At 59.1% G+C, this 14431-nt stretch carries 11 protein-coding genes; 2 read left to right on the forward strand and 9 right to left on the reverse strand.

The features are described from left to right. Positions 1-49: 49 nt before the first annotated feature. Positions 50-1084, reverse strand: coding sequence for a class 1 fructose-bisphosphatase (fbp, locus tag BN1124_RS02110; RefSeq protein WP_042638614.1), 1035 nt, complete (start codon positions 1082-1084; stop codon positions 50-52). Positions 1085-1456: 372 nt separating this feature from the next. On the opposite strand from fbp, the gene BN1124_RS02115 reads away from it, so the two are divergent. Beyond that, positions 1457-3073, forward strand: coding sequence for a peptide ABC transporter substrate-binding protein (locus BN1124_RS02115; protein WP_042638616.1), 1617 nt, complete (start codon positions 1457-1459; stop codon positions 3071-3073). Positions 3074-3134: 61 nt separating this feature from the next. Here BN1124_RS02115 and BN1124_RS02120 read toward each other — a convergent pair whose 3' ends face one another. From BN1124_RS02120 to sixA, 3 genes are all read right to left on the reverse strand, one after another. Next, the gene (locus BN1124_RS02120) at positions 3135-4055 is read right to left on the reverse strand and encodes a DMT family transporter (RefSeq protein ID WP_042638618.1); all 921 of its coding nucleotides are present in this window, start codon (positions 4053-4055) and stop codon (positions 3135-3137) included. Between the two features lie 198 nt (positions 4056-4253). Beyond that, positions 4254-4460 carry a DUF1107 domain-containing protein gene (locus BN1124_RS02125; protein WP_005324080.1) on the reverse strand — a complete coding sequence of 69 codons (207 nt, stop codon included), beginning with the start codon at positions 4458-4460 and terminating at the stop codon, positions 4254-4256. Positions 4461-4593: 133 nt separating this feature from the next. Beyond that, positions 4594-5061 carry a phosphohistidine phosphatase SixA gene (sixA, locus tag BN1124_RS02130; protein WP_042638620.1) on the reverse strand — a complete coding sequence of 156 codons (468 nt, stop codon included), beginning with the start codon at positions 5059-5061 and terminating at the stop codon, positions 4594-4596. Between the two features lie 161 nt (positions 5062-5222). On the opposite strand from sixA, the gene BN1124_RS02135 reads away from it, so the two are divergent. Continuing rightward, positions 5223-7997, forward strand: a complete 2775-nt coding sequence (locus tag BN1124_RS02135) for an insulinase family protein (protein ID WP_042638622.1) — start codon at positions 5223-5225, stop codon at positions 7995-7997. A 281-nt stretch (positions 7998-8278) separates the two neighbouring features. Here the strand turns inward: BN1124_RS02135 and BN1124_RS02140 are convergent, their stop codons facing one another. The 5 genes from BN1124_RS02140 to guaA form a co-directional block, all read right to left on the reverse strand. Further along, complete coding sequence (locus tag BN1124_RS02140) at positions 8279-8926, reverse strand: thiopurine S-methyltransferase (protein WP_042638624.1); 648 nt, start codon at positions 8924-8926, stop codon at positions 8279-8281. 205 nt (positions 8927-9131) lie between these two features. Then, the gene (locus tag BN1124_RS02145; protein ID WP_042638627.1) at positions 9132-10496 is read right to left on the reverse strand and encodes a leucine-rich repeat-containing protein kinase family protein; all 1365 of its coding nucleotides are present in this window, start codon (positions 10494-10496) and stop codon (positions 9132-9134) included. Between the two features lie 323 nt (positions 10497-10819). Then, the gene (locus tag BN1124_RS21095) at positions 10820-11374 is read right to left on the reverse strand and encodes a hypothetical protein (protein WP_156127978.1); all 555 of its coding nucleotides are present in this window, start codon (positions 11372-11374) and stop codon (positions 10820-10822) included. 768 nt (positions 11375-12142) lie between these two features. Then, positions 12143-12415 (reverse strand): hypothetical protein, encoded by a 273-nt coding sequence (locus tag BN1124_RS02155; protein ID WP_033129582.1) that lies wholly within the window; start codon positions 12413-12415, stop codon positions 12143-12145. Positions 12416-12807: 392 nt separating this feature from the next. After that, complete coding sequence (guaA, locus tag BN1124_RS02160; protein WP_042638630.1) at positions 12808-14397, reverse strand: glutamine-hydrolyzing GMP synthase; 1590 nt, start codon at positions 14395-14397, stop codon at positions 12808-12810. Positions 14398-14431: the final 34 nt, after the last annotated feature.

Raw genomic sequence — 14431 nt, forward strand, 5'->3', positions numbered from 1 at the left:
CAATATGGCTCCCGTTTTTTATGCTCTCTGTACCGCTTTCAGCCGGAGATCAGCCCTGATTGGCCGGATCCTCGTGAGCGGAGAACTCCCGCATGAAGGCCTCGGCCCGCTCTACCATCTTGGTGGAGCCGACGAAATAGGGGGTGCGCTGGTGCAGCGCGGTGGGCTGCACATCCATGATGCGGCCGAAACCATCCGACGCCTTGCCGCCCGCCTGCTCCACCAAAAACGCCATGGGGTTGCACTCGTAGAGCAGGCGCAGCTTGCCGTTCGGGGAGTTGGTACCGGACGGATAGATGTAGATGCCGCCCTTGAGCAGGTTGCGGTGGAAATCCGATACCAGGGAGCCGATGTAGCGGGAGGTGTAGGGTCTGTGGGTCGCCTCGTCCCGCTCCTGGCAGTATTTGAGGTACTTCTTCACCCCGTCCGGGAACTTGATGTAGTTGCCCTCGTTGATGGAGTAGATCTTGCCCTCCTCCGGGATGCGGATGTTCTCGTGGGAGAGGCAGAAGCAGCCGATGGAGGGATCGTAGGTGAAGCCGTTGACCCCGAAGCCGGTGGTGTAGACCAGCATGGTGGAGGAGCCGTACACCACGTAACCGGCGGCGACCTGACGGTTGCCCGGCTGCAGGAAGTCCTCCAGGGTCACGCCGGCACCCGGGGTGCTGACCCGGCGGTAGATGGAGAAGATGGTGCCGACCGAGACGTTGACATCGATGTTGGAGGAGCCATCGAGGGGGTCAATCAACACTATGTATTTGGAGTGGCGGGAGAGCTCGGAATCGAAGGAGACGAAGTCCTCCTCTTCCTCTGAGGCCATGCCACATACCTCGCCACGGGCCTCCAGCGCCGCCTTGAAGCGTTCGTTGGCGTAGACGTCCAGCTTCTGCTGCACCTCGCCCTGCACGTTTTCGGCACCCATGGAGCCGATGATGTCCGCCAGCCCCGCCTTGTTGATCTCCCGGTTCACCACCTTGGCAGCCAGACGAATGGAGCTGAGCAAGGAAGTCAGCTCGCCGGTCGCGGTAGGGTAGTCCGCCTGCTTTTTGACGATGAACTCGCCCATGGTGATCATGTTTCGCATTCTTGTTCCTTTAGGAGCGTTTCCGTTGGCGTTGAAAACGTTTGCAAGTGTCGGCAAAAAAAGTGCCGAACCTCGGCAGCGTCATTTTGTAACCTAATGTAACGGTTGTTTTTTGTTTTTGCAGCGAATTAAGACGGCGTATAAATCGCCAGTTTGCCTCCTGAAAGCGGGATGAACTGGCAAAAAACAGGGCTCAATCGACCTCTTTCGGTATGTTAATTCGTGGCAAGAATGCACAGCGCTCACGCCACTTGACCCGCCTCCCCCCATACGGTCGAGCCAGGGGATCCCGCGCCCGCCCCCCCTTGAGATCTCCCCATCGATCCCGCACACTGGCCAGGCTTTGGAAGCAAAAAAACATAAGGATATTCAATGAAAAGGACTCTCATCGCCGGCACGGTTGCCGCCCTGATCTCCCTCCCCGCCCTGGGGGCCCAGGTGCCTGCCGGCACCCAATTACTCCCCGCAGCGCAGCAGACCTTCGTGCGCAATATCGGCGCAGAGCCAGGCTCCATCGACCCCCAAATGGTGGAAGAGAGCTCTGGCAGCGACATCGTCAACGATCTGTTCGAGGGGCTCTACACCCTGGATGGGAACGGCAAGCTGCTGGCTGCGGGGGCGCTCGGTTACGAGCTCGATCCCACGGGCACCGTCTACACCTTCAAGCTCAGACCCGACGCCAAGTGGTCAAACGGTGAGCCGGTCACCGCGGCGGACTATGTCTATGGCTGGCAGCGGGCGGCGGATCCCAAAAACGCCTCCAACTACGCCTGGTTCATCGAGCTGACCGGGGTGGCTCATGCCGGCGAGGTGATCCAGGGCAAGGCCAAGCCCGAGGCCCTCGGCATCAAGGCTCTGGATGCCCACACCCTGCAGATCACCCTGGCAAAGCCGGTGCCCTTCTTCCTGAAGACCCTGGCCCACTACACCACCTTCCCGGCCCCCAGGGCGACCATCGAGAAGTTCGGTCACGAGTGGGTCAAACCGGGCAACATCGTCTCCAACGGCGCCTTCGTGCTGAAGGAGTGGACTCCGAACGAACAGCTGGTTGCCGAGCGCAATCCCCACTACTGGGACAACCAGCATACGGTGTTGAACAAGGTGGTCTATCTGGAGATCGTCTCCGAGACCGCCGCTTACAACCGCTACCGCGCCAGCGAGTTGCACTACACCACCTATCCGCTCGAGCAGTATCAGCAGCTCAAGAGCCAAAGCCCCGAAGAGCTGGTCAGCGCCCCCTTGCTCTCGACCTATTACTACGTGTTCAACACCCAGCGCAAACCCTTCGACAACCCCAAGGTGCGCAAGGCGCTCTCCCTGGCCATCGATCGGAGCACCATCACCGAGAAGATCCTGGGACAGGGGCAGCTGCCGGCCTTCAGCCTGACGCCCCCCAGCGTGGATGGCTTCGAGCTCAAGCGCCCCGCCAGCGAGCTGATGAGCAAGGAGGAGAGGATCGCCAAGGCCAAGACCTTGCTGGCGGAGGCGGGGTACGGCCCCGACAAGCCGCTGGATGTGGATATCCTCTACAACACCAACGAGGGGCACAAGAAGATAGCGCTGGCCATCTCCTCCATGTGGAAACGCAACCTGGGGGTCAAGGCGGAGCTCAACAACATGGAGTGGAAGACCATGGTGTCGGTGCTCAACGAGGGGGATTTCGTGGTCAGCCGCTACGCCTGGAACGGGGATTACAACGACGCCTCCACCTTCCTCGACATCATGACCTCCAGCAGCAGCGCCAACAGCGGCAAGTGGTTCAACAAGCAGTATGACGCCCTGCTGGCCAAGGCCCATGACTCCCAGGATCCGGCCGAGCGCAACCGGCTCTATCAGCAGGCAGAAGCTTTGATCGACGAGGAGGCCCCCATCGCCCCCGTCTATTTCTACGTCAAGTCACGGCTGCTCAAGCCTAACGTCAAGGGTTACCCCTACCACAATCCGCAAGATCTGGTGTATTCGAAAGATCTCTATCTGACGGCGCAATAGCCCAACATCCGGCCCCAAGACCCGGATCCAAAAAGACCGCCTCCAAGGCGGTCTTTTTCTTTCAATCTTCCCGGCAAGTGGCCACCGCCAGCCTGGCCCGTCGCCGCACCACCACGGGTTTGACCAGCAATTGGGCCAGCAAGACCCCCAGCAACGTCATGCCGCCGCCGATCAGGTGATAGCTGGTCAGCGTCTCGCCCAGCAAGCTGATGGCCAACGCCGCCGTCATCACCGGCAGCAGGTTCATGAAGATGGCGGTGCGGCTCGCCCCGAGCAACGCTATGCCCTGCATCCAGAGCCAGGGAGAAAGTGCCGAAGTCGGGATCCCCGCATAGAGGATGAGCCAGAGCGCGCTGCCATCGGGCCAATTGCCGTCCACCAGCAGGTAGAAGGGGGTGAGGAACAGCAGGCTGCACAGCACCTGACCGTAGAGCATGGACCAGTTGTCGAGCCCCAGATCCCAGCGCTTGAGCAGCACGCTGTAAAGCGCATAGGTCGCCGCTGACAACAGCATGTAGACGTAACCCTGGTGGATGCCTTGGGTAAACAACCGGCCAGGATCCCCCTGCCCGAGCAAGATGGCCAACCCGAAGAGGGAGATGACGCCCCCGAGCAGAGCCCCCCAGGTCGGGCGCTCCCGCAGCAGCCAGATGCTGAGCAGCACCGTCATCAGTGGCGTCAGGCCCATCATCAGGCCGATCTCGGTGGCCCCCAGGGTCTGGGCCGCGTAGTAGCCGAAGGTCTGGTTCAGCACCATGCCGAGCAGCGCCAGCATGGCCAGCTGGTAAAAACCGGCCCGCAGCTTGGCACGCTCACGCCAGACCCGCTGTGCCAGGAAGGGGGTGAGAATGATGGCCGCCACCATCCAGCGTGACCAGGCCAGCGCGGCCGGCGAGAGTATCCCCACCGCCAGCTTGCTGACGATGCCGTTGCCGGCCCAGATAGCCATGCAGGAGAAAGGAAACAGAAAGGCAAGGGGCATTGCGATATCCAGAACGAAATGGCGGGTATTTCGCGGGAGTATAGAGAGGCAAACGGGATAAGCAAGCATCACCTACGGGGGTCGACAAAGTCAGTCAAAAACGGCATCAAACAGAGCTACCATCGCCGCTCTGGCCCCAAAAACAATCATGCCCGCACTGAGGCGGGCATGGGAAGGACCATCATGTTGACGAGGGGATCAAGCCGCGTCCATATGCAGCCTCGAAATGAGTTCGTTCACCTCGAGCACCGTCTGGCGATGGGGAATGTCGGCTTGCAATGGCATCATCAGCAAGCCCGACTGGAAATCGAAGCGCCCCCTGCCGTGAATGTAAATCCGTCCCTTGAAGAAGGTTTTGACATGTTTTGCCACCATCAGCGGCAGGTACTTCTTGAATACTCTCATCGTTTGCAACCTCATGCAGTTGTATCCGTATGACAGCAGCTTCTGCGAAATAATTCCGTTAAATTTGTATAAAAAACCGGAAAAACCGCCTATCTCATCCCCAAAAAACCAATCTGTAACTTTTTATTAACTTTTAACGTATTGTATGTGGTCCTTCCAACCAGAGCAATACCCCCTTGCCATTTTGCCACTCGATACAGGCAAGACCCGAGGTGGCAAACATGGGGGCACCCGCCGCCGGGCAGAGGCTCTGCACCAGATACCCTACCAGCGGCAGGTGGCTGACCAGCAGTATGCTGTCGTGCTGCGCCGCCAGCGCCGTGAGATAACTCGCGACAAAAGCCGGGTCACCATAGGGGGTGATGTCGCCGCTCTCCTCGACCATGGCGGCCTCGGGCAACTCGGGGGCGATGGCCTGCCAGGTTTGTCTCGCTCGCAAGTAGTTGCTGTGGAGCACCAGGCTCAGGGAGTCTGCCAGCTGGGGGGCCAGCCAGCGCGCCATGTGGATAGACTCTTCGATCCCCTGCTCGGTCAGTGGGCGCAGCTCATCGGTTTTTGCATTCATGCCAGCCTGGCCATGACGCATGATGTAGATCTTCATTACTACCTCGCCCAGGGGGCCTGTTTAAATAGCGGGAGAATCTTACCCCGCCATGCGGGGGGAAACAATTGCGCTACCTCTCAGAAAAGGGTTTGCCTCGTGAGATAGCGGGGTCGATAATCATGTTTAAATTCAAATAAATTCACCGCGAGTCAGCCCTAATGAGCCCACATGCCAGTCCCAATGACCATAGGCGGTATCACTATCTGGAGCTGGCAAACCGGCTCAGGGTCTTGCTGATCTGCGACCCGGATACCGACAAATCCGCCGCCTCTCTGGCCGTCAACACCGGCCATTTCGATGATCCCGTCGACCGCCAGGGGATGGCTCATTTCCTCGAGCATATGCTGTTCCTCGGTACCCGTACTTATCCCAAACCCGGCGAATACCAGCAGTTCATGAGTCGCCACGGCGGCAGCAACAACGCCTGGACCGGGACCGAGTTCACCAACTTCTTCTTCGATATCGACAACGGCTTCTTCGAGGCCGGGCTCGACCGCTTCTCCCAGTTTTTCATCTGCCCCACCTTCGCGCCGGAGTGGGTCGACAAGGAGCGCAACGCGGTCGACTCCGAGTATCGCCTCAAGCTGCAGGACGATGTGCGACGCAGCTATCAGGTCCATAAAGAGACGGTCAACCCGGCCCATCCCTTCTCCAAGTTCTCGGTCGGCAATCTCGATACCCTGGCGGATCTCCCGGGCCGGGATCTGCGCTCCGATCTCATAGCATTCTACGAACAACACTACAGTGCGGATCGCATGGCGCTGGTGATGATCTCCCCCGAGTCCATCGAAACCCAGCTCGGCTGGTGCGATCGCTTCTTTGGCCCCATCCCGGATCGCAATCTGGGCGAGCCCACCCTCTCCGCCCCACTCTACCGGCTCGACGATCTCGGCATCTGCATTCAGATAAGGCCGGTCAAGGAGAGCCGCAAGCTGGCGCTGACCTTCCCCCTGCCGAGCGTGGATGAGTTCTACCAGCAAAAACCGCTCACCTTCCTGAGCCACCTCATCGGCTACGAGGGGGACGGCAGCCTGCTCTCCCTGCTCAAGGCCCGTGGCTGGGTCAATCAGCTCGCCGCCGGCGGCGGCGTCAGCGGTGCCAACTTCAAGGATTTTGGCGTGAGCTTCGGCCTCACCCCCCTCGGGCTTGAACATGTCGACGAGATAGTGGCCGAGCTGTTTGGCTACCTGAAACTCATCGAGCGCGACGGCCTGCAGGCCTGGCGTTATGACGAGAAACGCAGCGTGCTGGAATCGGCATTTCGCTTCCAGGAGCGGGGCCGGGCGCTGGACACCGCCTCCGGCCTGGTGCTGAACCTGTTCAGTTACGCCCCGCAAGATCTGCTCTACGGCGACTACATGATGCGGGAATATGACGAGGCGCTGATCCGCCGTTTCCTCGCCAAACTCACCCCCCACAACCTGCGCATGACCATCCAGGCGCCGGAGGTGAACACGGATCGCCTCGCCCGCTGGTATCAAACTCCCTACAGCGTCACCCCCATCGCGGAGGCGGACAAGATCCGCTGGCAACAGAGCGAGCCGGACCCGGCCCTGCATCTGCCCAGCCCCAACCCCTTCATCAGCAACCGGCTGGACGCCCGGGCGCCGTCCCTGCCCGCCGACATGCCGGCCTGCCTCATCGACAGGCCCGGTTTTAGGCTCTGGCACCTGCACGAGCACCTGTTTGGGGTGCCCAAGGGCAACCTCTACATCTCCATCGACAGCGAACACGCGGTCAAGAGCCCGCGCCACATCGCCATGGCCCGCCTCGCGGTGGAGCTGCTCACGGATCACCTCAACGCCCTCACCTACCCGGCAGAGCTCGCGGGGCTTGGCTACCAGATCTATGCCCACCAGGGTGGCTTCACCATCAACATGAACGGCTTTGCCGACAAGCAGCCGCTGCTGCTGGACATGATCCTCGGCAACCGCACCCTGGGGTATCCGGATCCGGCCCGCTTTAGCGAGATCAAGGAGCAGCTCATTCGCAACTGGGAGAACCAGTCAAAGACAAGACCCATCTCCCAGCTGTTCAATCAGCTCACCAGCCTGCTGCAGCCCAACAACCCGCCGTTCGAGCAACTGCTGCGCCACCTGCGCACCATTCGCCTGGACGAGATGCCCGACTTCGTCGCCCAGCTGTTTGCCAAGGTACACGTGGAAACCCTGATCCACGGTGACTGGGACGCGGCCGAGGCACTGGATCTGGCGGCGCTGCTGGAGCGCCACCTCGGTGACAACAGCCAGCCCAGCGCCGAGACCCGCCGTCCCCTCATCTCCATTCAGGACAGAGGCACCCTCATTCGCGAGCAGGGTTGCGAGCACGAAGACTCGGCGCTGCTGGTCTACTACCAGTCCCGCACCGTGCGGCCACGGGATCTCGCCTGCTTCACCCTGGCCAACCACATCATGTCATCCACCTTCTTCCACGAACTGCGCACCCGCCAGCAGCTCGGCTACGTAGTGGGCGCCGGCAACCTGCCCCTCAACCGCCATCCCGGCCTCATCTTCTATATACAATCGCCGGTGGCTGGGCCCCAGATCCTGCTGGATGCGGTGGAGGAGTTCATCGATCTCTTCCCCATCGCCATGCTGGAGTTCACCGAGCAGCAGTGGCAAGACAGCAAGGCCGGTCTGCAGGCACAGCTCAGCGAGCGGGACGCCAACCTGCGCAGCCGTGGTCAGCGGCTCTGGGTCAGCATCGGCAACAAGGATCTCGGCTTCGATCAGCGGGAACGAGTGTGCGAGGAGGTCGGCAACCTCAGCCGCGCCGATCTGGTGCGCTTTATCACCCAGCTAAGATCGAGAACATCGGACAGGCTGATCCTCTGCAGCTATGGCCTTGGCCATGAGCACGATGAGCGGATCACCGGCCAGTTTATCGACGATCCCAAGGCATTTCGGCTCAATGCCAGCACCTTCGACGCCTGAACCCCTTCACAACAGCAGATGATGGACAATAAAAAGCCGACCCTCGGGTCGGCTGGAAATACCATTATCAATTGCGACCAAAGCCGCCAAAAGTGAACATGAGCGTGAAAATCAGACACTGAGCTGATAACGAGCCAGGCGAGATAACCAGAGCGCACCGGCCGAGACCAACAGTGATTGAGAAACAGGATCATCTTAAACAGAGCCCTGCACCACCACGTTGATCTACGTCAAAAGAGGTAAAGAGAGTCTCAGGCTCGTGATGCTTTCACGCTTGCCACTCAGGCGCGGCGAGTCAGACGATAGGCCACTTCATCGAAATAGGAGAGCTGACCGGACTGCACCCTGGGGTGATCCAGCTCGGCCGACCGACCCAGCACCTCCACGCCAAAATCACGCTCGAACAGGGTGCGCACCTCCATCTCCCCCACCGAAAACGGCGGCTGCTTCTGCTGCTCCGGCTGATATTCCAGGGTCACCAGCAAGACTTGCCCATTCGGCTCGATGAGGCAGCTCATCAGCTCCGCATATTGGCGGCGCATGGGGGTTGGCAACGCGATGAGCGCGGCCCTGTCGTAGGCCAGCCGATAGCGACGGCCCAGCGCGGGAGCCGCGAAGAAATCCCCCTGATAGAGGCTCAGGGTGCCGTGTCTATGGCAGCGATAAGGCCCGACCTCGGTCACTGTCTCGGTGAGATCGTTTTCACTGAAAAATTGGCCGATGGCCAGCTCAGATAGTTCGAAGCCATCGATGGGATGACCCTGCCGATTGAGCCAGAGCATGTCGCCGGACTTGCCGCACAGGGGCACCAGCACTGGCTCTTCCCCTTTTCTGGCCAACCAGACGTCTTGCAACCAGCGATTGAAATCCGCCTGATGAAAGCCTATCCGGTTCTCTTTCCACCTCTGATGCCAAAACTCAGCTTCCATCATCGTCCTCCTGTCATGTGCAATGATGCATCAATATCACAACTTCACCGGGGCGGCGCAAGCCTTGTCGACCCTGGCCTGCCCATTTCATCGGGCCATCGCCAGCAGCATTAAATGTGCATTAACTTCACTTTTACAGGTGCGTTTGACTACCAATTCGCCATCTTGCAACGCTTTATCTGCAGGACTCACCACCCACAGCCGTTTATGCCATCAGTGGCGCCATCTCGGCCCTCAACGGCAGCTGGATCTGACCAAGTCGGGCATGGATCTCGGCAAAACTCGGCCGCAGGGTCATCTCCGGGCGCTGGCATTCGTTAGCCAGTCGATGGAACGCCTCGCACGCGGCCGCCGTCGCCGGGCACAGCGCCAGCAATTCTTCGAGCAGGCAGCCAAAGGCGCGCACCTCCAGCCGCTCCAACCGGGTGGCCAGCAGCGGCGTCCCCAGCGGGTAGAAGGAGGCTGCGCCGAAGTCCCCGAGCAAGGCGCGGCCCTGCCCGTCGTGCAAGATGTTATGGCCGTAGAGATCCCCGTGCATGACGCCCGAGCGGTGCAGATGGGCCGCCGCAGAGGCTATCTGGCTGGCCATCTCCAGCGCAGTCGCCAGGGTGAGATAGAGCCCGGTCGGATAGATATCCCGGGTGCAGGAGTCGAGGCTGGGTGGCCCGGCCAGGTTCACAAAGGCCGGGTCGATGAGCGCCATCCCCAGGGCGGGGATGCCGGAGGGGTGATCGCTCACCCGACCCATCACCTCGATCAGCGCCGGATGCCGACCCACCGCCATGGCTGCCGTCATCTCGGCCGCCGGCAGACCGTCGCTGGTCATGGCCCCCTTGAACAGCTTGAGTGCCAACTCTTGCGGCTGCCCCGCTGCTTGCCCCAATTCGGGGTGCCAGTGAGCACGGTGAATGGCGCCGGATGCCCCCTGCCCCAGCAGCTCGCCCACTTCCAGCGCTTGCCAGGGAATCTCATCGACGGCGACCTCGGTACCAGCCTGCAGCTCCCACGCCTCGGCGAAGGGATTGCCCGCATAGGCGAGCCAGGAGAGCCGCGGCAGGGAGAGCAGCCACTCGGGCAACGCCTCAAGCCGGTTGGCAGAGATGCGCAGCAACTCGAGGCGCTGGCAGTTGACTAGGCTCACCGGCAATTCAGTCAAGCGGTTGCCCGCCAGCATCAGCTTTTGCAGGGAGGCACACTGACCCAGCTCCTCAGGCAGATGCTCAATGGCGTTATCGGTCAAGATCAGCCAACGCAGCCTGGTGGGGAGCGATTGGGGGGATACCACGGCGATCCGGTTGGCCTTGAAACCCACCATGGTGAGCGCTGGGCAGTTCCCCAGCACCTCGGGTAGCGCGGTGAAGTTGTTCTCGGAGCAGAAGATGATGCGAAGCTTGGTGCATTCGGCCAGTTCGCCCGGCAGCTCGCTCAACTGGTTGCCGGTGAGATCCAGCACCTCCAGCGTCTCTTTGAGGCTCAAAATCTCGAGGGGGAAAGTCGTCAGATTTTCACAGAGCTTCAGATGGCGAGCACCGTTCAACTCGCCAGCGTGCAGCTGTTCCAGGGTATGCATAACCGTTTCTCAATCTTGTCGTGGCCCTGCTTAACGACACTAAAGCAGACCATATGGCACCGCCGGACATGGGCCCGGCGGTTTAAAGAGAGGCATTATAGAGAACTCGGGCGCAGATCGCCCCTTTAGCAACAATCTTGGGGGGTCGTAGATGCGAATTTGCCCCATGCGGACTCCGGCAGAGTTAAGCTCGGTGGCTAGATTTGCGAATGGTGACATGGGAAGCCCTGCCGTTGAATTAAACGGCGTACCGCTTGCGGCACGCCCGAGCGACCGCAGGGAGCGTTTTTGAATGTGATGTTAGGAATCGACCCGCGCACTAACTAATAGAGCCGTGGTTTATTGAATGCAGCCAAACAACCTTTGTTCGTTTCATTGACTTGATTAGAAAACGCAGCTTGTTCTCTCAGTTCCATGCCCTTCGGCCCATCGACGATTTGAGCAATAGTGACGCGACACTCTTGAGGAGCCCATTTGAAACGAACTTCATAGTCAGCCCCGTCCTGAAATGAATACGAAAATGGTGTGCCGCAAAGATATGTCGTTAGGGCCGTCGTTTCCCCTCCTTGGAAAAGTCCGTATATCTGTTTGTTTGCCTCTACAAAGACTTCCTTCGCAGCATTGTCATGATAGTTCCACAGCGGCATGCCTAACCGTTTCGGCGAGCTGTTAATCATCATCCCATTTCTGAGGCGAAGCCATTCAACTTCATTTGTCGTGCAGTTTTTATCCCCGTAGGTTCGCAGTACTGATATCTGATTGGAATCGGTGACAAAGCGAACCCGCGCTAGCGGCCCAGTTTGTGGCTCTTGATACGTCAATGTGGAACAGGCTGCTATAGATAGACTTGCCAGTATTGTGATGGATGGAAAGCGCATGAATATTCCTAACAATGATTAAATAGAAGGCGGTACTAATCCGATAGCAGAGCCTTCCGTATAACTCAGCTTCACCTTCATAACCGCCAAAAATTTTATTTTAAATCATAACATTACCAGAGTATCACTGGTGCCTTAACGTATTATCTTGACTTCCTTTTTTGCTTTACCATACATAACTTTATAAAAAAAGATGATTAGGGCAGCCATGGAAAACACCAGTAGACCCGCCTACATGAACAAGTCTGGGCCATGATGCGCTTGTACCAACCGTTACGCCCACTGACGCTCGCTTGCTCATACTATTCCCGAATAACAACCAAGCTACCGCCCGACAGCCTGATGTTTTTTTACCTGTGGCGTTTTTCTGGACTGGCTTATGAGTTACTCCGGAAAGACTGTGCCAAACGACTATCTTAGCGAACGAGACTGTGGAGGAAAGAATTGGATGATAATTTCCTGAGCAAGATCAACAAACTAATCCACATGAGTGGTGATCTGTCGTATCGGCACATCGCATCAGCACGGGGCATGAAAACGGTGGTGTCGTATTTCATTCCCTAGCCCCACTTCATCCCCATACCTTACCTTCCCCCCTAGAGCTGCCAAGTCGAGCACAGTGCCGCAGCCTCACCCAGCTCTGGGACCAACTTTCTTGCTATCCATTGAAAAAGAAAAGACGCCACAAGGGCGTCTTTTTCATTGGTGAAGTTTGGAGGCTAACCAGTCGGTGGCTTCACCTCCTCCCCAGCTTTCCCCACTACCGGATCAGATAGGGGTGATGGAAGTGATATGGGCCGAACCATCCAGAGACTGGAAGATCTGCACTACGGCCTCCCCGTGGATGGGGTTCGGCAGCGGCACCGTGCTCTTGCATTTGAAGCGGTAATTGGTGCCGGCCACCACCTGAGTCGAGACTTCGAAGGGTTGGTACTGCACCCCCACAAATCCTTTCAGTGCTGCATCGAATACCGCCTGATCTTTTGCGGTCAACTTGTGGTATGCCGTCCATCCGCCAACAAGCACTGCTTGTTCTGACATAACAAACCCTCCGTGATTACTTGCCCTACTCGTATGGCTGTTCGGGATCCGCCCCGTTTATTCAAGTGGTTTCCAGACTCCACCGGAGTGGCATACCGAAGGCCTGACGGTATGACCATGAGCCATGTTGCTCTTGGTAAAACGAGCGCTGGCACTCCCTTGCTCTGCACTTTGCCACGACGTCCGTCTCACAACGGCCAGCCTCAATTGGCATGGATGAGCGTAGTGCTGGATCCATAAAACGCCCCCTGTCACATATGACAGGGGCAGACCAGTGTTGGAGGGCACTCAAACAAGGAAGATGTTGCACGCAAACGATTGAGAAAAGAAAAGACGCCTCAAGGGCGTCTTTTTGACAGTTTTACGTTATCGGCAGGAAGAGGTGCTAGCCCTTATTCCCACTCGATGGTCGCAGGCGGCTTGCCGGAGACGTCGTACACCACGCGGGAGATGCCGTTGATCTCGTTGATGATGCGATTCGACACGTGACCCAGGAAGTCATAGGGCAGATGAGCCCAGTGAGCGGTCATGAAGTCGATGGTCTCGACGGCGCGCAGGGCAATGACCCAGTCGTATTTGCGACCGTCACCCATGACGCCGACGGAGCGCACCGGCAGGAAGACGGCGAATGCCTGGCTGACCTGGTTGTAGAGGTCGGCCTTGCGCAGCTCTTCGATAAAGACTGCATCGGCCTTGCGCAGCAGCTCGCAGTACTCTTTCTTCACTTCGCCAAGCACCCGCACACCCAGACCCGGGCCCGGGAAGGGGTGACGGTAGAGCATGTCGTAGGGCAGGCCCAGCTCCAGACCGACGCGGCGCACCTCGTCCTTGAACAGCTCGCGCAGGGGCTCCACCAGACCCATCTTCATCTCGTCCGGCAGGCCGCCGACGTTGTGGTGAGACTTGATGACGTGGGCCTTGCCGGTGGCGCTGGCGGCAGATTCGATGACGTCCGGGTAGATGGTGCCCTGAGCCAGCCACTTGGCGTTTTTCAGCTTCTTGGCTTCGTCGTCGAACACTTCTACGAAGACGCGACCTATGGTCTTGCGCTTGGCTTCCGGCTCGTCGATGCCCGCCAGAGCCGACAGGAAGCGCTCCTCGGCGTCGACCTTGACGATCTTCAGACCAAAGTGGTCACCGAACATCTCCATCACCTGGGCGCCTTCGTTCAGACGCAGCAGGCCGTTATCCACGAACACGCAGGTCAGGCGATCACCGATGGCGCGGTGCACCAGCATGGCGACCACGGAGGAGTCCACGCCGCCGGAGAGGCCCAGGATCACTTCATCGTCACCCACTTGCTCGCGGATGCGCGTCACGGCATCATCGATGATGGTAGCCGGGGTCCACAGGCATTCGCAGCCACAGATGTCCTTGACGAAGTGCTCCAGCAGACGGGCACCCTGACGGGTGTGGGTCACTTCCGGGTGGAACTGCACGCCGTAGAATTTCTTCTCTTCGCAGGCCATGGCGGCGTGCGGGCAGGTGGCAGTCTGGGCGATGGTGGTGAAACCGGCCGGGATCTCGGTGACCTTGTCGCCGTGGCTCATCCAGACGTCCAGCAGGGCCTGGCCGCTCGGGGCGATGGCGTCTTCGATGTTGCGCAAGAGGGCGCTGGTCTGACCGGACTGACCCAGCACTTCGACCTGGGCATAGCCAAATTCACGTTCGGTGGAGGATTGCACCTTGCCGCCGAGCTGCTCGGCCATGGTCTGCATGCCGTAGCAGATGCCGAATACCGGCACGCCGGCGTTGAACACGTACTCGGGGGCACGGGGGCTGCCGGCCTCGGTCACGGACTCGGGGCCGCCGGAGAGGATGATACCGTTGGGATTGAAGTCGCGGATCTGCGCTTCGGTCACATCCCAGGCCCAGAGCTCGCAGTAGACACCGATTTCACGGACACGGCGGGCGATAAGCTGGGTGTACTGAGAACCGAAATCCAGGATAAGGATACGGTGAGCGTGAATATTGTTAGTCATTTTATTCCTGCATCAGGCTGGTGTGGGGATAAAA

It is taken from the genome of Aeromonas eucrenophila, from assembly GCF_000819865.1.
Taxonomy (GTDB): Bacteria; Pseudomonadota; Gammaproteobacteria; order Enterobacterales; family Aeromonadaceae; genus Aeromonas; species Aeromonas eucrenophila.